The sequence below is a fragment of the Corynebacterium hylobatis genome, from assembly GCF_003955685.1.
Lineage (GTDB): Bacteria > Actinomycetota > Actinomycetes > Mycobacteriales > Mycobacteriaceae > Corynebacterium > Corynebacterium hylobatis.
In genome coordinates this window covers 30796-50669 of the sequence record NZ_RXHJ01000016.1, presented here as the reverse complement: position 1 = coordinate 50669, position 19874 = coordinate 30796, and the positions used below count along the sequence as shown (strand labels likewise).

General features: G+C 67.6%; 25 protein-coding genes. 13 read left to right on the top strand and 12 right to left on the bottom strand.

All coding sequences use genetic code 11. The annotated features are described in order from the left end of the window. Positions 1-1104, top strand: a complete 1104-nt coding sequence (locus EAH68_RS11685) for a TerC family protein (RefSeq protein WP_164546480.1) — start codon at positions 1-3, stop codon at positions 1102-1104. Between the two features lies 1 nt (position 1105). On the opposite strand, the gene EAH68_RS11680 is transcribed toward EAH68_RS11685, so the two are convergent. After that, positions 1106-1411 (bottom strand): YciI family protein, encoded by a 306-nt coding sequence (locus EAH68_RS11680; RefSeq protein WP_126121520.1) that lies wholly within the window; start codon positions 1409-1411, stop codon positions 1106-1108. 43 nt (positions 1412-1454) lie between these two features. Here EAH68_RS11680 and pgsA point away from each other — a divergent pair, with 43 nt between their 5' ends. The 4 genes from pgsA to EAH68_RS11660 all read left to right on the top strand — a co-directional run bounded on the left by pgsA (position 1455) and on the right by EAH68_RS11660 (position 3729). Then, the gene (gene pgsA / locus EAH68_RS11675; RefSeq protein ID WP_241228434.1) at positions 1455-2000 is read left to right on the top strand and encodes a CDP-diacylglycerol--glycerol-3-phosphate 3-phosphatidyltransferase; all 546 of its coding nucleotides are present in this window, start codon (positions 1455-1457) and stop codon (positions 1998-2000) included. Then, positions 1997-2470 (top strand): CinA family protein, encoded by a 474-nt coding sequence (locus EAH68_RS11670; protein ID WP_126121518.1) that lies wholly within the window; start codon positions 1997-1999, stop codon positions 2468-2470. Before pgsA ends, EAH68_RS11670 begins: the two co-directional genes overlap by 4 nt. Before the next feature lie 8 nt (positions 2471-2478). Next, positions 2479-2805 carry a helix-turn-helix domain-containing protein gene (locus tag EAH68_RS11665; RefSeq protein WP_126121517.1) on the top strand — a complete coding sequence of 109 codons (327 nt, stop codon included), beginning with the start codon at positions 2479-2481 and terminating at the stop codon, positions 2803-2805. 90 nt (positions 2806-2895) lie between these two features. Further along, on the top strand, positions 2896-3729 hold the full coding sequence (locus tag EAH68_RS11660) for a PspA/IM30 family protein (RefSeq protein ID WP_126121516.1): 834 nt from the start codon (positions 2896-2898) through the stop codon (positions 3727-3729). 81 nt (positions 3730-3810) lie between these two features. Here EAH68_RS11660 and EAH68_RS11655 read toward each other — a convergent pair whose 3' ends face one another. From EAH68_RS11655 to EAH68_RS11645, 3 genes are read right to left on the bottom strand one after another with little or no spacing between them, the layout of a single operon-like run. Then, complete coding sequence (locus EAH68_RS11655) at positions 3811-4422, bottom strand: energy-coupling factor transporter transmembrane component T family protein (RefSeq protein WP_126121515.1); 612 nt, start codon at positions 4420-4422, stop codon at positions 3811-3813. Further along, positions 4419-5108 carry an energy-coupling factor ABC transporter ATP-binding protein gene (locus EAH68_RS11650; protein ID WP_126121514.1) on the bottom strand — a complete coding sequence of 230 codons (690 nt, stop codon included), beginning with the start codon at positions 5106-5108 and terminating at the stop codon, positions 4419-4421. The genes EAH68_RS11655 and EAH68_RS11650 overlap by 4 nt, the downstream gene beginning before the upstream one ends. Then, a complete protein-coding gene (locus tag EAH68_RS11645) occupies positions 5108-5692 on the bottom strand; it encodes a biotin transporter BioY (RefSeq protein WP_126121513.1) in 585 nt (194 codons plus the stop codon). The genes EAH68_RS11650 and EAH68_RS11645 overlap by 1 nt, the downstream gene beginning before the upstream one ends. A gap of 78 nt (positions 5693-5770) precedes the next feature. On the opposite strand from EAH68_RS11645, the gene EAH68_RS11640 reads away from it, so the two are divergent. The 3 genes from EAH68_RS11640 to recX all read left to right on the top strand — a co-directional run bounded on the left by EAH68_RS11640 (position 5771) and on the right by recX (position 7934). Continuing rightward, a complete protein-coding gene (locus EAH68_RS11640; protein ID WP_126121512.1) occupies positions 5771-5986 on the top strand; it encodes a DUF3046 domain-containing protein in 216 nt (71 codons plus the stop codon). A 217-nt stretch (positions 5987-6203) separates the two neighbouring features. Next, on the top strand, positions 6204-7343 hold the full coding sequence (recA, locus tag EAH68_RS11635) for a recombinase RecA (protein WP_126121511.1): 1140 nt from the start codon (positions 6204-6206) through the stop codon (positions 7341-7343). Between the two features lie 15 nt (positions 7344-7358). Further along, on the top strand, positions 7359-7934 hold the full coding sequence (gene recX, locus EAH68_RS11630; protein WP_126121510.1) for a recombination regulator RecX: 576 nt from the start codon (positions 7359-7361) through the stop codon (positions 7932-7934). 72 nt (positions 7935-8006) lie between these two features. Here the strand turns inward: recX and EAH68_RS11625 are convergent, their stop codons facing one another. The 4 genes from EAH68_RS11625 to gluA are packed head-to-tail and all read right to left on the bottom strand — an operon-like array spanning position 8007 to position 11295. Further along, positions 8007-8945, bottom strand: coding sequence for an amino acid ABC transporter permease (locus EAH68_RS11625; RefSeq protein ID WP_126121509.1), 939 nt, complete (start codon positions 8943-8945; stop codon positions 8007-8009). After that, positions 8945-9631 (bottom strand): glutamate ABC transporter permease GluC, encoded by a 687-nt coding sequence (gluC, locus tag EAH68_RS11620; RefSeq protein ID WP_126121508.1) that lies wholly within the window; start codon positions 9629-9631, stop codon positions 8945-8947. Before gluC ends, EAH68_RS11625 begins: the two co-directional genes overlap by 1 nt. Before the next feature lie 20 nt (positions 9632-9651). After that, complete coding sequence (locus EAH68_RS11615; RefSeq protein ID WP_126121507.1) at positions 9652-10524, bottom strand: glutamate ABC transporter substrate-binding protein; 873 nt, start codon at positions 10522-10524, stop codon at positions 9652-9654. Between the two features lie 42 nt (positions 10525-10566). Further along, positions 10567-11295 (bottom strand): glutamate ABC transporter ATP-binding protein GluA, encoded by a 729-nt coding sequence (gene gluA, locus EAH68_RS11610; RefSeq protein WP_164546482.1) that lies wholly within the window; start codon positions 11293-11295, stop codon positions 10567-10569. A gap of 247 nt (positions 11296-11542) precedes the next feature. Between gluA and miaB the strand changes: the two genes are divergently transcribed. Both miaB and EAH68_RS11600 read left to right on the top strand, forming a co-directional pair. Continuing rightward, positions 11543-13060: a tRNA (N6-isopentenyl adenosine(37)-C2)-methylthiotransferase MiaB gene (gene miaB / locus EAH68_RS11605; RefSeq protein WP_277600478.1), complete on the top strand. Its 1518-nt coding sequence runs from the start codon at positions 11543-11545 to the stop codon at positions 13058-13060. 64 nt (positions 13061-13124) lie between these two features. Continuing rightward, positions 13125-13760, top strand: a complete 636-nt coding sequence (locus EAH68_RS11600; RefSeq protein ID WP_126121504.1) for an Rv2732c family membrane protein — start codon at positions 13125-13127, stop codon at positions 13758-13760. Here the strand turns inward: EAH68_RS11600 and EAH68_RS11595 are convergent. Next, positions 13757-14785, bottom strand: coding sequence for a GNAT family N-acetyltransferase (locus tag EAH68_RS11595; RefSeq protein ID WP_126121503.1), 1029 nt, complete (start codon positions 14783-14785; stop codon positions 13757-13759). The two genes, EAH68_RS11600 and EAH68_RS11595, sit on opposite strands and share 4 nt — an antisense overlap. Further along, entirely contained in the window at positions 14786-16150 is a 1365-nt protein-coding gene (locus tag EAH68_RS11590) for a DUF349 domain-containing protein (protein ID WP_126121502.1), read from the bottom strand. It abuts the gene before it with no gap. A 102-nt stretch (positions 16151-16252) separates the two neighbouring features. On the opposite strand from EAH68_RS11590, the gene EAH68_RS11585 reads away from it, so the two are divergent. Genes EAH68_RS11585 through dapF form a run of 3 tightly spaced genes read left to right on the top strand, consistent with a single transcriptional unit; the run spans position 16253 to position 18545 of the window. Then, positions 16253-16852 (top strand): hypothetical protein, encoded by a 600-nt coding sequence (locus EAH68_RS11585; protein ID WP_439647633.1) that lies wholly within the window; start codon positions 16253-16255, stop codon positions 16850-16852. Further along, positions 16849-17751 (top strand): tRNA (adenosine(37)-N6)-dimethylallyltransferase MiaA, encoded by a 903-nt coding sequence (gene miaA, locus EAH68_RS11580; protein ID WP_126121563.1) that lies wholly within the window; start codon positions 16849-16851, stop codon positions 17749-17751. Before EAH68_RS11585 ends, miaA begins: the two co-directional genes overlap by 4 nt. A 5-nt stretch (positions 17752-17756) precedes the next feature. Next, positions 17757-18545, top strand: a complete 789-nt coding sequence (gene dapF / locus EAH68_RS11575; RefSeq protein WP_126121561.1) for a diaminopimelate epimerase — start codon at positions 17757-17759, stop codon at positions 18543-18545. Here the strand turns inward: dapF and EAH68_RS11570 are convergent. Continuing rightward, positions 18539-19069 carry a hypothetical protein gene (locus tag EAH68_RS11570; protein WP_164546479.1) on the bottom strand — a complete coding sequence of 177 codons (531 nt, stop codon included), beginning with the start codon at positions 19067-19069 and terminating at the stop codon, positions 18539-18541. The genes dapF and EAH68_RS11570 overlap by 7 nt on opposite strands. 12 nt (positions 19070-19081) lie before the next feature. Further along, positions 19082-19828, bottom strand: coding sequence for a hypothetical protein (locus EAH68_RS11565; RefSeq protein WP_126121500.1), 747 nt, complete (start codon positions 19826-19828; stop codon positions 19082-19084). Positions 19829-19874 lie beyond the last annotated feature (46 nt).

The following is a 19874-nucleotide window of genomic DNA, read 5'->3' as shown; positions in this document are numbered from 1 at the left end:
TTGACCATTCCATTGTGGATCTGGATCGCCACCATCGTGGTGATTCTCGGATTCTTCGTTTTCGACTTCTACAGCCACGTCCGCACCCCGCATGAGCCCACGCTCAAGGAATCAGGGATCTGGTCGGCCTTCTACGTCGGCATCGCGCTGCTGTTCGGTGTGTTCGTCTACTTCATGTGGGACCACCAGCACGGCATCGAGTACTTCACCGGCTACGTGACGGAGAAGGCGCTGAGCGTGGACAACCTCTTCGTGTTCGCCCTGATCATGGGCGCCTTCAAGATCCCGCGTAAATACCAGCAGAAGGTGCTGCTCATCGGCATCGTACTGGCGCTGATCTTCCGCCTGGCGTTCATTCTCATGGGCGCCGCCGTCATCTCCGCCTGGTCGGACGTGTTCTACCTGTTTGCGGCCTTCCTGCTGTGGACCGCGGTCAAGCTGCTGTGGGACGAGATCACGGACGCACCGGAGACCGACCCCAACGACATGCGGATCATCAAATGGCTGCGCAAGGTCGTGCCGGTCACCCCGGGCTACGACGGTGACAAGCTCACCACCCGCTTCCACGGCAAATTCGCCCTCACACCGCTGTTCGTGGCGCTGGTGGCCATCGGCCTCGTGGACGTCATGTTCGCCTTCGACTCCATCCCGGCGATCTACGGCATCACCACGGAGGCCTACCTGGTGTTCACCACCAACGCCTTCTCGCTGATGGGCCTGCGCCAGATGTACTTCCTGCTCGACGGTCTGCTTGACCGTCTGGTCTACCTGCCCTACGGCCTGGCGCTGATCCTGGGCTTCATCGGCGTGAAGCTGCTGCTGCACGCCCTGCACGAGAACAACCTGCCGTTCGTCAACGGCGGTGAGAACGTGACGGTTCCGGAGATCGCGACGGAATGGTCGCTGGTGGCCATCGTGGGCATCCTGACGGTGACGGTGCTCGCGTCCATCTGGCGTAACTACTGGGAGAAGTCCCAGGGCGCCATCGATACCCGCGTCTTCGTCCGCGAGGAAGAGCATGAGCTCACCGACGACGAGAAGTACGGGGATGCCGAACCGGACCTGCCGGCCGATCAGTCCGGCACCCCGCGCAGCAGGGAGTAGGTCAGTTCCCGTCCGGGGCGCGGAACACGTTCAACACGGGGTTCCACTCCCGGACGGTGCGGCCCGCAAGCGCGTTCTCGCGGGTGAACGGGTCATTGTCCATGAGTTCCTCGGCGTCACGGAGCGTGGCGGTCTCGGGGAGACGGATGATGATCAGCGCGCTGCCCTCACCGTCGGTGTAGGGGCCGGAGCCGACGAGCTGGTCCGCGGTGGCCAGGGTGGCCAGCCATTCGCGGTGCTCGGGGCGCAGCGCGACAATCTCCGCTGCCTCGTGGGGGTACTGGTAATGGACTGCAAAGTATTTCATGCTCAGAAATGTTACTCCGACCCGGGCGGGTAGGGTGTGTGGCGTGACTGCACCGACGCCCGCGAAACCCAGCAACTTCAACCTTCCCAATGTGTTGACGAGTCTGCGGATCCTGGTCATCCCGCTGTTCGTCTGGCTCGTGCTGGCCGACCACATGTGGTGGGCGTTCGGTGTCTTCGTGGCCCTGATGATCACCGACAAACTCGACGGTGACATCGCCCGGGCCCGCAACCTGGTGACGGATTTCGGCAAGATCGCTGACCCGATCGCCGACAAGGCCCTCATGACCGCCGCGTTGGTCAGCCTGAACATCATCGGTGTCCTGCCCGTCTGGGTCACCATCGTGATCCTGGTGCGGGAATTCGGCATCACCGTGTGGCGGATGGTCATGCTGCGTCGCGGGCTGGTCGTCCCCGCCTCGAAGGGCGGCAAGGTCAAGACCACCCTGCAGGCGGTGGCGGTAGGCCTGTACCTGATGCCCCTGCCGGCGTGGATGGACCTGCCGAGCTGGCTGGTCATGCTCGCCGCCGTGGTGGTCACCGTGTGGACGGGTGCGCAGTACCTGATCGATTCCCGGCGGCAGCCGTGAACCTCGTCGAGGCGTTGCGGAGCCGCGGGCTCACCGTCGCCTTCTGTGAGTCCCTGACCGCGGGCCTGGCCACCGCGACACTCGCCGACACTCCCGGCGCCTCCACGGTGCTGCGGGGCGGGTTGATCACCTACGCCACAGAGCTGAAGATGTTGCTCGCAGGTGTCCCGGACCGGGTGCTGGACACCTTCGGTCCGGTCTCCGTGGAGGCGGCCGCCGCCATGGCGGCGGGGGTGCGCAAGGTCTGCCTCGCAGACTGGGGCGTGTCTCTGACCGGGGTGGCCGGACCCGATCCACAGGACGGACGCCCGGTGGGGGAGGTCTGGATCGGCTATGCGGACGACAACGGCGTGGAGACAGAGGGACACAACTTCACCGGATCCCGCCGGGAGATCCGGGAGGCCGCCGTGGCCGCCGCATTGGAAGGGTTGCTGGCCCGGGTGGAACAAACCTGTGCCGCTGGTCGTTAGAAGGAGTAATGGTTACCACCGCTGTCATTGATACCCCGCTCGTCGCTTCCCGGCGGGCGCCTGAACCCCTGCTCCGGGAGGCACTCGGTGCTGCCCTCCGCTCGTTCCGGGCGGAAAAGGGCATCACTCTGCGGGAACTCGCAGAATCTGCGCGTGTCTCACCCGGTTACCTGTCCGAACTGGAACGCGGCCGCAAGGAGGTCTCCTCCGAGCTGTTGGCGTCGGTCTGCCATGCGCTGGGCACCTCGGTCGCGGACGTCCTCATTGAGGCCGCCGGTTCCATGGCGCTGCAGTCCGTCACGGAGGAATTCGTCACGGGCACCCTGCGCGCATAACACCGCCCGACCGCGCCCGACGGTACGTGGTTCTGTCCGCTACCATGGTGTCGTTAACGTTGAACAAAATCTAGGAAGGCCCGATCCGACATGGCTAATCCCTTCGTCAAGGCATGGAAGTACCTGATGGCGCTGTTCGACTCGAAGATCGAGGAGAACGCCGATCCGAAGGTGCAGATTCAGCAGGCCATCGAGGACGCGCAGCGCCAGCACCAGGAGCTGTCGCAGCAGGCCGCTGCCGTCATCGGCAACCAGCGTCAGCTGGAGATGCAGCTGAACCGTCGTCTCGGCGAGATCGAGAAGCTCCAGGCCAACACCCGTCAGGCCCTGCAGCTGGCTGACAAGGCCCGCGCCGAGGGCGATGAGAAGAAGGCCGTCGAGTACGAGAACGCTGCCGAGGCCTTCGCCGCCCAGCTGGTCACCGCGGAGCAGTCCGTCGAGGACACCAAGCAGCTCCACGACCAGTCCCTGCAGCAGGCCGACCAGGCCAAGCAGGCCGTGGAGCGCAACTCCATGGCCCTGCAGCAGAAGGTCGCCGAGCGCACCAAGCTGCTCTCCCAGCTGGAGCAGGCCAAGATGCAGGAGAAGGTCTCCGAGTCCCTGCAGTCCATGAACTCCATCACCGCCGGTTCCACCCCGAACCTGGACCAGGTGCGCGAGAAGATCGAGCGCCGTTACGCCAACGCGCTCGGCCAGGCCGAGCTGGCCCAGGACTCTGTCGAGGGCCGCATGGCCGAGGTGCAGCAGGCCGGCATCCAGATGGCCGGACACTCCCGCCTCGAGCAGATCCGCGCCGAGATGAAGGGCGGCAACGAGCTGTCCTCCCCGGCCGCTGACAAGGCGATCGAGGGTGGCGCGCCCGGTGCCGACAACGTCGCCGATGACGCCGTCGCCCGCCGCATGCGCGAGCTGCGCGGCGAGTAACCCCGTAGACAAGCAGACTCCCCGGAAGCCACTGGTTTCCGGGGAGTTTTTCTGTGCCTGGTGCGGGGCGGACTTCAGGGATCAGTCGCCGACGCCCCGGGCGGTGAGGGCCTCCGCGAGCAGTCGGGCGCGGCGGATGGAACGGATGAGTACTGGGGTACCGAAGGCCGCGATGGAGAAGCCCGCCCCGCGGGCCTTGCGTGCAGCCAGCACCTCCTGCACGGTGGCCAGCTGGAGGGGGATGAGCCGGAAGGTCAGGGAGACCGCCAGCGAGATGGTCTCCACCGGCAGGCCGAAGCGGGCGAAAGGGGACAGACCCTTCTCGACGGCCGCCATCAGCTCGGCGATGGTGGTGGTCAGGGTGAGCAGCGCGGCGGCGGCCACGGAGGCCAGCAGTACGAGCACCATGGTCAGCGCGAGGTCGAGGCCGCGCTGCCACCACTGGAAAGCTCCCAGAGCCAGTAGAACCGGCAGGACCGGTAGGGTCTGCCCGAGGGCCATCCGCAGTGGTACGCGGGCCACCACATAACCCACGGCCACCATGCCCAGCCACAGGCCGGCCATGGCAGGGGTGTCCACCAGGAAGGTGGAGGTCAGGATGAAGACCAGCAGGGTGAGGAACTTCCAGCCGGCGGGGGCACGGTGGATCAGGGTGTTCCCGGGCAGGTGGACACCCAGCGGGATGTTCCTCACGCGAGCATCAGGCCTCTGTAGTGGGCGCACACCTCGTGGGGCTCACCGTCGGCGATGATGCGGCCGTTGTCCAGGCAGATGACGCGGTCGAAGTCCTCGAGGAGGTCCAGGTCGTGGGTGACCACGATGAGCTGCTGTTCCAGCGCGGCGAACTCCCGGGCGATGCGGATGCGGTTGCGCAGGTCGAGCAGTGTGGTCGGTTCGTCGGCGATGATCAGATCGGGTTCGATGACCAGGACAGCGGCGAGCGCGAGCAGCTGTTTCTGGCCGCCCGAGAGCGTGTGCGGGGAGGCCTCCGCCAGAGGGGTGAGGCCGAAGCGGTCGAGGGCGGCGTCGACACGCGCATCGCGTTCGGCGCGGGAGAGCTTCAGGCGGCGCAGGGAGAAGGCGACGTCGTCACGCACCTGGGGCATGACGATCTGGTTCTCGGCGTCGGAGAATACGAAGCCGACGCGGCGGCGGATCTCCCGGCCGTATTTGTCCACGTCGCGTCCGTCCACGCTGACCTGCCCCGAGGTGGGGGAGCCCAGTCCGTTGATGAGCCGGGCGAGGGTGGATTTGCCGGAGCCGTTGGCGCCGATGATGCCGATCCGGTGTTCGGTGAGATTCAGGTTGATCTGGTCCAGGGTGGGGGAGACGTCTCCGTCGAAGACGACGGAGACGTTGTCGAAGGTGATGGTGGGCATTATTTCCTGCGGGAGAGGAGATCGGGGAAGGCGGCGTGGATGCCGAGGGCGATGACCACCATGACGGCGAATTTCGCGGCGTCCGGGATGAGGAAGGCGCCCTGGGCGATGATCGACTCGCCCAGGCTCAGTCCGGCTCGCCACACCAGTCCCAGGGCACCGAAGAAGTACTGGAGCAGCAGGCCGACGGCGGCGGCGACGGTGAACCACACGACCTGGGCACCGCGGTTGCGTGCGGGGGCACGGTAGGCGATGGCGCCCGCGACACCGGCAGAGACGAGGTAGCCGACGATGTAGCCGACGGTCGGGCCGGCCAGGGCCGCGAGCGTGGTGTGCCCACCGGCGAGCACGGGCAGGCCGATGAGGCCGAGGAAGAGGACGAGCGCGGCGACGAGGAAGCCGCGGCGGCCACCGAGGACGAGGCCGGCCAACACGATCGCGGCGTTCTGGAGGACGATCGGCACGCCGGCGGCGCCGATGGGGATGGCGACGAAGGCGAGCACGATGATCAGGGCCGCGAAGACAGCAACATATGCCAGGTCCTGGACCGTGGACCGCGAGGTGCGGGTGGTGGTTGTGGTCATGGGGACACGGTAGCACTGAACGGTGTTCAGTCGAGCGTCGGGGAGGCCTGTGGACACAGGTCCCGGTATCATGCGGGCATGCGACTGACGGAATTCCATCAGCTCCTCGAGGACGAGTTCGGGCGGGCCCAAGCGCGGTTCCTCGCGCACTCCCATGTGCTCGTCTCCAGTGGGCGTACCCCGGAGCAGCTCATCGAGGACGGTGTTGACCTGCGCAAGGTGTGGCTGGAGTTGTGTGATGACTTCGATGTTCCGGAGGGGCGCCGACTGGGACGCGATGACCTCGACCGCTGACGTTGCTTTCGAACAAACGTGCGTGTAAGTTCGAATTCGACGATCCTTGTGTCCCACCCTGTGGATACCGTGGGGCCAGAACATCGTGCGGGAGGGCGGACATCCCTGAACCGGGAGCCTTTCGGGGGCGAACGGAGTCCAAGAGGATGTGGACACTTTCCTGCCCGACCAACCCACCGACGTCACCACAGACCACCCAACAGAAGGAAACGCCACCATGGCAACCAAGAAGAAGGCCACCTCCGCCAAGGGCGATGACCGGCAGAAGGCGCTCGACGCCGCGCTGGCGATGATCGAGAAGGACTACGGCAAGGGCGCGGTCATGCGCCTCGGTGACGAGAACCGTCCGCCGATCCAGATCATCTCCTCCGGCAACACCGCGATCGACGTGGCCCTCGGCATCGGCGGTTTCCCCCGCGGCCGCGTCGTCGAGATCTACGGCCCGGAGTCCTCCGGTAAGACGACCGTGGCGCTGCACGCCATCGCCCAGGCACAGAAAGCCGGCGGTATCGCCGCCTTCATCGATGCCGAGCACGCACTGGACCCCGACTACGCCAAGAAACTCGGTGTGGACACCGACAACCTGCTGGTCTCCCAGCCGGACACCGGCGAGCAGGCCCTGGAGATCGCGGACATGCTCGTGCGCTCCGGCGCCATCGACATCCTCGTCATCGACTCCGTCGCGGCCCTGACCCCGAAGGCCGAGATCGAGGGCGAGATGGGTGACAGTCACGTCGGCCTGCAGGCCCGTCTGATGAGCCAGGCACTGCGCAAGATGACCGGAGCCCTGCACACCTCCGGCACCACCGCCATCTTCATCAACCAGTTGCGCGAGAAGATCGGCGTCATGTTCGGCTCCCCGGAGACCACCACCGGCGGCAAGGCACTGAAGTTCTACGCCTCGGTCCGCCTCGACGTGCGCCGCATCCAGACACTCAAGGACGGCCAGGACGCCATCGGTAACCGCACCCGCGTCAAGGTGGTCAAGAACAAGGTCTCCCCGCCCTTCAAGATCGCCGAGTTCGACATCATCTACGGCGAGGGCATCTCCCGGGAGTCCTCCATCATCGACCTCGGCGTGGAGAACGGCATCGTGAAGAAGTCCGGCTCCTGGTTCACTTACGAGGGTGACCAGCTCGGGCAGGGCAAGGAGAAGGCCCGCCTGCTGCTCAAGGAGACTCCGGAGCTGGCCGACGAGATCGAGCGCAAGATCTTCATCAAGCTGGGTATCGGCCCTGAGGCGGCCGCCGCAGGCGACACCCTCACCGATGAGCCGGTCGACATGGTGCCCAACGTCGACTTCGACGACGAGGCCGAGGCTGAAGCTGAGGCTGAGGCTGCAGCCACCGCGGAATAGCGGGCAGGAGGTGCCATGACCAGCCGGGAGCAGAAGATCGCCCAACTGAAGGAGGCGATCGCCGGATTCACGCCGGGCCAGTTCGACCAGGAGGCGGAGGAGGCCAAGGCGGCCGTGCGTCGGCGCGCCCTGGGGCTGCTTGATGTGCGGGCCCGATCCCGCCAGGAGCTGCGCGAGCGGCTCATCGAGGCCGAGTTCGAGCCCGTGGTCGTCGACGACGTGCTCGATGACCTGGCGGCGGTCAACCTCCTCGACGACGCGGCCTTCGCCCGGGAATGGGTCCGGCAGCGCCACGCCCGCCGCGGCAAGTCCACCCGTGTACTGGAGCAGGAGCTGCGCCAGAAGGGCGTCGACTCCGCCACGCGGGCGGAGGCCCTTGAGCAGATCGACGCCGCCGACGAGGAGGCCACCGCCCGGGCCCTGGCAGAGAAGAAGGCGCGCACCATCCGCGAGGCCCCGGCCGACCGGGCGGAAACTGATAAGGCGCTGCGGCGCATCGTCGGGGTGCTGGCCCGCCGTGGTTTCCCCCAGGGCATGAGCCTGCGCATCGCGCGGGAGGCCCTCGAGGAGCGCATTGCCGGTCTCGGCTGACACCGCCGGTGAAACAGCGGACCGCCGCCACCCGGAGCCGGGTGGCAGCGGTTTTTCCCGTCTGAGGAGGGCTCAGCGGTCCGGGTTCTGGATCTCCACGTAACCGGGGGCCTGCCAGTCGACGTTGACGTTGTCCTTGGTGTCGATGCCCTGGTCGGGCATCTCCGGCACCTTGGCCAGGATGTTGCGGCGCGCCCGGCCGGCCCGCAGCTGCCGCTCAACGCGCTGCGCCAGGGAGGTCAGGGCCCAGTTGATCAGGATCATGATGATCGCGACGACCGTCAGCGAGGCCAGGAAGTTCTGGTTGAAGGAGGCGGACTGGATGCCGGAACGGACGACCTCCACGTAGCCGATCTGGTAACCCAGCGCGGAGTCCTTCAGTGCGATGACCATCTGCGCGATCAGCGCCGGCAGCATGGCGGCGATCGCCTGCGGCAGCAGGATCGTCCGCATGGTCTGCTGGTGCGACATACCCAGCGCACGGGCGGCCTCGGTCTGTCCCTTGGGCAGGGAGTTGATGCCGGAGCGCAGGATCTCCGCGACCACGGAACCGTTGTACATGGTCAGTGCGAAGACAACCGCGGCGAAGGCGAGCTGCCGGGAGGGGACCATGTTGTACTCGGCGAAGAGCTGGTAGGCGAAGATCATGAGCAGCAGTACCGGGATGGCGCGGAAGAACTCGATGATCACGGCGCAGATCCAGCGCAGCCACGCCAGTTCCGACAGGCGTCCCAGGCCCAGCAGCACGCCGAGGATCATCGCGAGGATGATCGACAGGAAAGCCGATTTCAGCGTGCCCCACAGGCCGGGGAGCAGGTAGGTCCGCCAGGTCTGGGAATCCAGGAACGGGGTCCATTTCGCGGCCTCGAGCTGGCCGTTGTTGTTCAGGGTCCAGCCGATCCAGGCGAGGATGAGCACTGTGAGGACCGCGGTGGCGACGGTCAGGAGGAGGTTGACGCGGCGGCCGCGGGGGCCGGGGGCGTCGTAGAGCACTGTGGCGCGTACGGTCATTATTTCCTCACCGCCAGTCGGTCGGACAGCCGGCTGAGCGCCAGGCCGGTGGGCAGAGTCAGGATGATGAAGCCCAGGGCGAAGATGCCGAACACGATGAACAGCAGGTTCGCGTGGTTCTCGATGGTGGACTTCATCAGCAGGGAGGCCTCGGCGACGCCGATCGCCGAGGCGATGGTGGTGTTCTTCGTCAGCGCGATGAGGGTGTTGCCCAGGGGCACGATCGCGGCGCGGACGGCCTGGGGGAAGACGATGTTGCTGAAACTCTGCCCGAAGGTCAGCCCGAGGGACCGGGCGGCCTCCGCCTGCCCGAAGTGCACGGTGTTGATGCCGGAGCGCAGGGACTCCGCCACGAACGCCGAGGTGTAGAGCACGAAGCCGAGGACGGCGAGACGGAAGTTCTGGTCCACCAGGAAGGTGGGTGAGCTGCGGTCAGCCAGGACCAGTCCGAGGTTCTGGTACAGGCCGAAGGAACAGAAGATGACGATGAGGGTCAGCGGGGTGTTGCGCAGGGTGTTGATGTAGAAGGTCGCGATGTTCCGTAGGATCCCGACGGGGGAGACCCTCATGGCGGTGAGGATGGTGCCGAGGATCATCGCGCCGATGGCGGAGTAGATCGTCAGCTGGATGGTCAGCCAGAAGGCCGACCACAACCGGGGGCCGAGATCGGCCCAGAGTGCATCCACGGGGGTCTCCTTCCGGTCCGCTAGTTGTCGAGGAAGGAGAGGTCACCCGGGGTGCCCGGGGAGACGGACTCGTCGCTGCCGAGGTTCTCCTGGACCAGCCTGTCGAATTCACCGGAGTCGTGCAGCTCCGTCAGCGCGGCGTTGATCGCGTCGGTGCCCTCGGTGTCGTCCTTGGCCAGGCCGATGCCGTAGTACTCGTTGGTGAACGGTTCGCCGTCACGCTCCATCTCGATGACCTTGAACTGGCCCGGGGCCTGTGCGGAGTAGCCGAGCAGGATGGTCGCGTCGGTGGTCATCGCGTCGATGTTGCCCTGGCGCAGTGCCTCGACGCAGGAGGAGTAGGTGTCGTATTCCTGGAGCTGGACACCCGGCAGGGCGTCCTTGACCGTCTGGGCCGGGGTGGAACCGGTGACGGAGCAGAGGATCTTGCCGTCGAGGCTCTCCAGGTCGGTGATCGCGGTCTCTGCCTCGCGCACCAGCAGGGCCTGGTGGGTGACCAGGTAGGGGCCACCGAAGTTGACGGACTGGGAGCGGCCCTGGTTGATGGAGTAGGTGGCGGCGATGAGGTCGACTTCACCGTTCTGGATGAGGGTCTCGCGCTGAGCGGAGGGGGTCTCACGCCAGGTGATGGCCGGGGCCTCCCAGCCGTTGTCGGTGGCGATCTGGTTGACCACGAACTCGGCGACGTCGACGTCGAGCCCGGACATCGAGCCGTCCGGGTTGCGCAGGCCCAGGCCCGGCTGGTCGTATTTGGTGCCGATGGTGACCTCACCGGACTCGATGGCGGCGAGCATGCCGTCGCCGCCCGAGGACCCGCCACAGGCGGCGAGGGTGACTCCGGTGAGGACGACGGTGGAGGTGACGGCGGCGAGACGCAGGAGGTTCTTCTTCATGATCATTGTTTCCTTCGGGAATTGAGGGTTAGCGGTGGCACATCAGTGGGAGAGGATCTTGCCCAGGAAATCCCTGGCGCGGGCCGTCTTCGGGTTGGTGAAGAATTCCTCGGGGGTGGAGTCCTCGACGATCGCCCCGTCGGCCATGAACAGGACACGGTCCGCTGCCTTGCGGGCGAAGCCCATCTCGTGGGTGACCACGACCATGGTCATGCCCTCCTTGGCGAGGGCGGCCATGACGTCGAGGACCTCGTTGACCATCTCGGGGTCGAGGGCGGAGGTCGGCTCGTCGAAGAGCATGATCTTCGGGTTCATCGCCAGTGCGCGGGCGATGGCCACGCGCTGCTGCTGGCCGCCGGAGAGCTGGGCCGGGTATTTGTCGGCCTGGTTGGCGATGCCCACCCGTTCCAGCAGTTCCATGGCCCGTTTCCCGGCCTCGGCCTTCTTCATCTTCTTGACCTTGACCGGACCGAGGGTGACATTGTCGCGGATGGTCAGGTGGGGGAACAGGTTGAAGGACTGGAAGACCATGCCGACATCGGCGCGGAGCCTGGCCAGGTCCCGGCCTTCCTCGGGCAGGTGGACACCGTCGATCTCGATGGTGCCCTCCTCGATGGTCTCGAGCCGGTTGATGGTGCGGCACAGGGTGGATTTGCCGGATCCGGAGGGGCCGAGCACCACGACAACCTGCCCCCGGGGTACCTCAAGGTTGATGTCCTTGAGGGCCTGGAAATCGTCGAAGTACTTCTGCACGTCCGTCATCCGGATCATGGGCGTGTCCGTGGGGCCACGATCAGATGAGGGTGTGGTCTGAGTCATAGTCTGATCTTAGGCACAGGCGGGCGTCACGGGTGTGGTTTTGAGCAAACGATTCTGTGACCGGACAAAGAACAGACAAAGACCGGGCAAAGACGGACTGAGGTGCACTCAGGAAAAACCTGGTGGACACTGTTGGGTGGCTCAGTGACCGATACCGCGGATTGGGTGCCCCCGCTGGAGAAAGCTACAATTACCAGCCGTGAACACCCCCGTTGATACCCCGTCCAGGACCTACGAGGTCCGCACCTTCGGTTGCCAGATGAACGTGCATGACTCCGAGCGCCTGTCCGGGCTGCTCGAGGGGGCGGGTTATTCGGCCGTCGCCGCGGGAACGGATGCTGACCTGGTGGTCTTCAATACCTGTGCTGTCCGGGAGAACGCCGACGAGAAGCTCTACGGCACCCTCGGCAACCTCAAGGCCACCAAGGACCGGCACCCGGGAATGCAGATCGCCGTCGGCGGTTGCCTGGCCCAGAAGGACCGGGAGACCGTGGTGGCCCGCGCCCCGTGGGTGGACGTGGTCTTCGGCACCCACAACATCGGCTCCCTGCCGACCCTGCTTGAGCGTGCCCGGCACAATGAGGAGGCCCAGGTCGAGATCGTCGACTCGCTCGAGGCCTTCCCCTCGGTGCTGCCCGCCAAGCGGGAGTCGGCCTACGCGGGCTGGGTCTCTGTTTCCGTGGGCTGCAACAATACCTGTACCTTCTGTATCGTCCCGAGCCTGCGTGGCAGGGAGATCGACCGCCGCCCCGGTGACATCCTCGCCGAGGTGCAGGCGCTGGTCGACCAGGGCGTGACTGAGGTGACCCTGCTGGGGCAGAATGTCAACGCCTACGGCGTGAACTTCGCCGACCCGGATCTGGAGCGCGACCGTTCCGCCTTCTCGAAGCTGCTGCGCGCCTGCGGACAGATCGAGGGCCTGGAGCGCCTGCGCTTCACCTCCCCGCACCCGGCGGAGTTCACCTCCGATGTCATCGATGCGATGGCGGAGACCCCGGCCGTCTGCCCCCAGCTGCACATGCCGCTGCAGTCGGGTTCGGACAAGGTGCTCAAGGAGATGCGCCGTTCCTACCGCTCCACGAAGTTCCTGGCCATCCTGGACGAGGTCCGGGCCAAGATCCCGCACGCGTCGATCACCACTGACCTCATCGTCGGTTTTCCCGGCGAGACGGAGGAGGATTTCCAGCACACTCTCGACGTCGTGGAGAAGGCGCGGTTCACCTCCGCCTACACCTTCCAGTATTCGGCACGCCCGGGTACCCCGGCCGCGGGCTACGACAACCAGGTGCCCAAGGAAGTCGTCCAGGAGCGTTTCGAGCGCCTCCTCGCCCTGCAGGACCGCATCGCGGAGGAGCTCAACGCCGGACTGGTGGGCACGGATGTGGAGCTGCTCGTCCAGGCCGAGGGACGCAAGAAGACCGGCCGCATGACCGGCCGCGCCCGCGACGGCCGCCTGGTGCACTTCCTTCCTGAGGGTGCCCTGGACGGGGAGATCCGTCCCGGGGACGTGGTCACCACCACGGTCACCGGCTCTGCACCGTATTTCCTGCTTGCTGACACCCCCGTCACCTCCCACCGCCGTACCCGCGCCGGCGACATGTCCGCCGCCGGGCAGGTGCCCACGACCGAACCCATCGGCGTTGGTCTGGGTCTGCCCGGTGTCGGTGCCCCCGCCCCCGCCCCGGCACCGGCGCCGGCTGATTCCTGCGGCTGCTGACCCGCCCCTGAGCAGGGGTAGGGTGGGACCCGTCACCGTTGATCCTGAGGAGAAGACCACCACCGTGAGTGAATCCACCAGCACCGATCTCGCCGCCCGGGAGAAACGTGCCTCCGCCCGGGTGTACCTGGGTAAGCAGCTCTGGCTGCTTGTCGCCGCGCTCGTCCTCTACGTGGTCTCCCTGGTCCTGCCCCAGGCGGGCCAGGTCCGGGGCTACGAGGTGCTGTTCCAGCTTGCTCCCGCCCAGGAGGCGGGCATCAAGATCACCGAGTACGTCTACTCCATCCTCGTCTTCCTGGGTGTCGGTGTGCTGACCACCCTGGTGCTGATCACCCGCCGCACGGCGCTGGCCTCCCTGGCCTGGATGTTCACCACCGTGGGCTTCGCCTACTCCATCTTCGCGGTCTGGCTGCGCCAGACCCGCCCCACCGCCGAGGACGGGGTGGAGATGAACATCGGTTTCTGGCTCTCTCTGCTCGCGGTGGGTCTGGCCTTCCTCGGCTTCGCCTTCGTGGTGCTGCGCCGCAGCCCGGAGCAGGCGGAGATCGCCCGGGCCCGGGCGCAGGCAGATCCGCTCGATGAGGTGGGCCGCATGCAGCAGGATGCGAATTTTGCTGCGGAGACGAACCCGCTGCTGCAGGACGACCGCCGGGCCCGGGCCTCTGAACGCCACCGGCCGCAGGACGATCCGCAGAGCTAGAGCCGGAGCTGCCAGCCCGAACCCCCGCTGACCACACGCCACCCCAGCTGCCTGTTGATCCCGATCATCCAGGTGTTGGCGGTGGCGTTTGACGTGTAGACCCGCTTCACACCGGGCAGGGCCGCGGCGGCCTGCCGGAGCACCTCGCGTTTGACGGCCAGACCCAGACCGCGCCCTCGGGCGCGGGGGGCGATGACGGTGAGACCCTGTTCGGCAACCTCCGGCTCAGAACCGGGGAACCGGGTGATCTCGCTGATGCCGATCACCCCGTCCGCATCGGAGAGGACGACGCTGACCATCTCCCGGCCGGTGTTCACCACCCGGCGCGCGGCGGCCCCCAGTCGCTGCGGAGTCCAGTCCACCTCCCCGGCGTCCAGCCCGCCGGTGGGCACGTCGAGGGAGGCCTGCCGGTAGAGGGCGAGTACGTCGTCGATGAGCGGGGTGGGGAAGGTGAGGTTGCGCACGACGTCGATACGCAGCGTCGGCGGCCAGTCCGGGGCAGGCACGTCGACGGAGACGACCCCCTGGATCTCGGTGAGACCGAGTTCGTAGCCGCGGCCGCGCAGCAGCCCGGCCCAGTCACCGCTGCCGGGTTCCTCCGTGGCGGGGTGCAGCAGCCATGTCTGGACGGTGGACCGGCCGTGGCGGGCTGCGAGGGCCTCCGCCTCCGCGTAGAGCAGGTCCAGCACCTCGTGTGCCCCGGTGGAGAGGGGGTGGCCGGGAAGCGGGAGGTGACCGGCGTCGAGGATGACCTCCGCTTCCATGACGTGGGTGTCCTCGAGCAGGGGAGTGCTCACCAGGAGATAACCGGCGTAGTCATCCTCGGGGTCGAGTTCGAGCGCGAAGGCGAGGGTGTCGTATTCGGCGGAGCCGCGCAGGCGGTGCTGGACCCGTTCCACCGAGGTGGAGGAGGCGGTGTCGCCGGTGGTCTCCTGGGCGGCGAGGTTGGCGAGGAAGACGAGGTTACGGACGGCATCGGCCGGTTCCGTTCCCGGAACCGGCCGATCAACAGGGATGAAACGCAATTACAGGTCCTCGACGGCCTTCACCGCGGCGTCGGCCCATTCCTGCCACTGGGCAGCCTGCTCGCGCAGCTGCGCGGCCTTCTTGGCGTTGCCCTTGGCCTCGGCGGCCTCGGCCTGGGTGGTGAACTCCTCGACCTTGACCAGGAACTGGTTGGCGCGTGCCTGCGCCTCCGGGTCGGTGCGGCGCCACTGGGATTCCTCGGCGTCGGCGACGCGCTTCTCCAGCGCGGCGATCCTGTCCTCGTACTCGCGGACCTGGCCGCGCGGGACGTAGCCGATCTCCTCCCATTTTTCCTGCAGGTCGCGTAGCTTCGCGCGGGCACCCTCAAGATCCTTGGCGGGGTCGATCTGGGCGTCGTACTCGGTGAGCAGACTGTCCTTCGCCTCGGCGTTGGCGACGAACTCCTTGTCCCGCTCGGCGGTCACCGCGTTGCGGGCGTTGAAGAAGTGGTCCTGGGCGCCGCGGAAGGTCTCCCACAGCTTGTCGTCGACCTCGCGCGGGGCACGGCCGGCGGCCTTCCACTCCTTCATCAGGTCCCGGAATGCGCGTGCGGTCTCGTTCCAGTCGGTGGAGTCCTTGATGGCCTCGGCACGCTCCACCAGGGCCTCCTTGGCACGGCGGGCGGCGGCGCGGCCACGGTCGAGCTCAGCGAAGTGGGAGCCGCGGCGGCGGTTGAAGGCATCCCGGGCGCGGGAGTAGCGCTTCCACAGGGTGTCGTCGGTCCTGCGGTCGATGCCGCGGATGGTCTTCCACTCATCGAGGATGGCGCGGAGCCGGTCACCGGCGGGCTTCCAGTCGGTGGAGTTCTCGGCGAGTTCCTCCGCCTCACCGGCCAGCGCCTCCTTGCGGGTGATGGCCTGCTCACGGCGTCGTGCGCGGTCCGCCCTGGCCTGTTCACCGGCGGCCTCGGAGTGCTCCATGATGGTGACCAGGCGTTTGTCCAGGGCGGTGAGGTCACCGATGGCGGCGGCCGTCGGCAGTGTCTCGCGCAACTGGGCGGCGGTCTCCTTGATGGCGTTCGCATCGTCGGGGTGTGCGCTCAGTCGGGTCTCCAGCAGCTCCACCTCGGTGGCCAGGTCATCGAAGCGGGTGCCGTAGTGGGCGAGTCCCTCCTCCGGGGTGCCGGCCTGCCAGGATCCGATCTCGCGTTCGCCGTCCGCGGTCTTCACGTACACCGTGCCGTCGGCGTCGACGCGGCCCCATTTGGCGGGGTCGTTCTTCACCGGGCGGACGACAGCGGGGGCGGCCGGCCGCGGGGAGGGGGTGGGACGGGAACCGACCCCCGGGAGGGGTCCCGGCTTCGGCCCGGGCCGGGGTCCTGGCTTCGGGCCGGGCGTCGGGGAAGGCGTCGGGGAGTTGGTCATGTCGGGGTCCTTTGCTGGTCGTCTGCCGCGCGACACGGCTGCCAATTGTGCTCCAACAAACATACCGCGCACGCTTCGGGAGTGTGAGCACGAGCCAGTAGGATGTCCCGGGTGAGCATCAACCTTGTCGTCATGCCCGCCGGGCCCGCCCTGGTCCCCGACCTCGCCCCTGCTGATATGGTCGGCCGGCGCATCGTGGCCGCTGTCCGCTCGCTTATCGACGCCGCCGGCCCCCGCCCCATCCACCTGGTCGGTTCGCGCTCCCCGCGCTGGGAGACCGGGGTGGCAGGTTCCTTCCGGGCGTGGGGCGCCCCACAGGTGGAGGTCAGTGCCGGGCGGCACTTGCCGGAACTGGTGCAGCGCCACGTCCTGGGGGAACGGGCCAGTGCCATCGGATCGGTCCGGGGGGAGCTGGGGGTGCTCGACCCGGCCGCCCTGACGCTCGTGGCGGTCGACGGCAGCGCAGGACTGACCCCGCGCGCCCCGCTGACGCTGCTTGAGCGCGGTCCCGAGGCAGACCAGTGGTGCCGCGACCTGCTCGCCGGCCATGGGGCCGCGGACAGTGGCTTCCTGGCGGAGGCCGGGGTGCTGGAACCGGAACTGTGGCTGGAACTGGCGGCGCTGTCACCGCAGCGGGCGGAACTGGTGGAGGCGGACACCTCCCACGGAGTCGGAAGGTACGTGGCGGCATGGCAGATATGATCCGGCCCATCGCGGTGGTCGGCCCCACCGCCTCCGGGAAATCCGCCCTCGGCCTGCGTCTGGCCCACGAACTCGGCGGCGAGGTGGTCAACGTCGACTCCATGCAGCTCTACCGGGGCATGGACATCGGCACCGCCAAGCTGAGCGTCGAGGAACGCGAGGGGATCCCGCACCACCAGCTCGACGTCCTCGACGTCACCGAGACCGCCTCGGTGGCCCGCTACCAGGCGGAGGCCGTCGCCGACGTGGCCGACATCCTGGCCCGGGGCAGGGTGCCCGTCCTGGTCGGCGGCTCCATGCTCTACGTCCAGTCACTTGTCGACGACTGGCGGTTCCCGCCCACCGACCCGGCCGTACGTGCCCGCTGGGCGGCCCGCCTGGCCGAGGTCGGCGTGGATACCCTCCATGCCGAACTGGCCGAGCTGGACCCCGCCGCGGCAGCAGTCATCGAGGACAAGGACCCCCGCCGCACCGTCCGCGCCCTCGAGGTCATCGAACTGACCGGACAGCCCTTCCAGGCCTCCCAACCGCCGAAGAACGCCCCGCCGCGCTGGGGCACCCGCATCCTCGGGTTGCGCACCGAACCGGCCTGGCTCAACCCCCGCATCGAGCTGCGCACCCGCCAGATGTTCGACCGCGGCCTCATCGAGGAGGTCGATCACCTCGTGGCGGACAAGGGCCTGGCCGCTGATTCCACCGCGGGACGCGCCATCGGTTACGCCCAGGTCCTGGCCGCCCGCGCCGGGGAACTGAGCTGGGAGGAGGCGGTGGAACGCACCATCACCGGCACTCGCCGCTACGTGCGGCGCCAACGTTCCTGGTTCAACCGGGACCCCCGCATCACCTGGTTCGACGCCGCCGCGGACCCGGCGGAGCAGGCACTGGAACTCCTCCGGTGAACCCCATCCCCTTCGCCAAGGGCCACGGCACCGAGAACGACTTCCTCATCCTCCCCGGACCCTTCAACCCGGATCCTGCCCAGGTCCGGGCCCTGTGTGACCGCCGCTCAGGACTCGGGGCGGACGGTGTCCTGCGCGTCGACCACCGTGACGGGCAGTGGTTCATGGACTACCGCAACGCCGACGGCTCGGTCGCGGAGATGTGCGGCAACGGGGTACGCGTCTTCGCCCACTGGCTGCGCTCCCGCGGACTGGTGGACACGGACGACTTCACCGTGGGCACCCGCGCCGGGGAGCGCCGCGTCCGCGTGCACGGCTGCACCCTGACGGCAGCCACCGTGACGGTGGACATGGGCCCGGCCGAGGTGACCGGGGTGTCCACCGCGCGGCTGGGGGACAGGTACATCACCGGACTGGGCGTGGACCTGGGTAATCCTCATCTGGCCTGCGTGCTGCCCGGTCTGGACGCGGCCGCACTGGCGGGGATGGACCTGCCCGAGCCGGATTACGACCGCGGGTTCTTCCCCCACGGGGTGAACGTGGAGATCAGCACCCCGCTGCAGCAGGGACAGGTGCACATGCGCGTCCACGAACGCGGGGTGGGGGAGACCCGCTCCTGCGGCACCGGGACGGTGGCCGCGGCGCGTGCCGCCCTGGCGGACGCCGGCCTGGCGGCGGGGACGGTCACAGTGCACATCCCCGGAGGGCGCGTGGTGGTGGAGATCGGGGGCGGGACCTCCACCCTGACCGGGCCCTCGCGGATCATCGCCACCGGCGAGGTGGAGCTTCAGTAGTCCGGGCCGAGACGCTGGGCCGCCTGCCGGGCGGCGATCCACGCCTCCCGGATCTCCAGGGCACGCTGGTCAGTCACCTTCAGCAGGGACTCCAGCTGGGCAATATCCAGGTTGTTCTTGCTCAGCCGGGCCTCCAGCCGACCCAGGAAGCGGCGGGCCGTGGCGTACTCGTGACGGAAGGCCTCGATGTCGGGATCGGGGCAGTCAGGGTCCAGGAGCGCCGGCCGGGTGAGGGTGCGGTCAGCCATGTATTCGGCCTCCGGTGAGGAGGAGAACTTCTCGAACTCGGCGATGACGTCCTGTATGTCCTCGGAGGACAGGGCGATCGAGGAACGCAGGGCGCGGGTCTCTGAGGTGTCGGGGCGTTTGCCCACCACCAGGACCGCAATCACCGCGATGGGCAGGATCAGCAGCAACCCCTGCAACCGCAGGATGGCGAGGATGAGCAGGATGCTGATCACGATGATCAGCAGGATCCACCACCGTCGTTGCGGTTCCAGCGGAACCATCATCCTGTCCGGCATGTCAGCCTCCCCCTAGTGGCCGCCGCAGCCGCAGCTACCGCCGCAACCTCCGCAGCCGCCGCCCGAGATGGGGGAGAGGACGGAGGCGGTGAGCATCGCGGTACCGGCGATGACGGAGTTCTTCTGCGGCAGCTCCGGGGCATCCACCAGGCAGACGTCGAAGGGGAAGGCCCCGTCGACGGTCGCGTGGATGAAACGCTGCCCGGTGAGCTGGTTGTTGCGGTACTCAGCCTCCAGCACGCGGGCGGAGAAGGTGGCCGCGGCATCCGGGACGGCTGCGCCGGAACCGGCGGCGACCAGCTGGGCACCCTCGGAGACCAGCAGGCCCAGGACCTCGCCGGTGGCGGCCTCGTAGGCCTCCGGGGACTCGTAGGTCTGCACGTCGAGGGCCAGGGCGGTGACGCCGACCTGCTGCCAGGACTGCGTCGGTGCGTCGACAAGCAGGGGGCCCTGGGAGAGGTTGCAGGTGATCGAGGTCAGCACGGTGCCGTTGGGATCGACGATCTCACAGAAGGCGAGGACATCGTTGACCATGCTGATGTGGGCGAAGGTCTGGGTGACCGACTCGAAGCCGGCGAACGTCGCGAACGGTTCGACGGCGAGAATGTTGATCTGGGCGCCGGAGGCGTCCGTGTACTGGATCAGCTGCCCGTCACGGATCTCGCCGGTGACAACCAGCTGGTTGGTGGCGATGGCGGCTTCGACGGCGTCCTGCCAACGGTCGAATCCCAGGCCGATGCTCTTCAGGTCGGTGCTCATGGTTGCCCAGTCTAAGCCTCCGGACGGTGACGGTCGAATTCCTGCG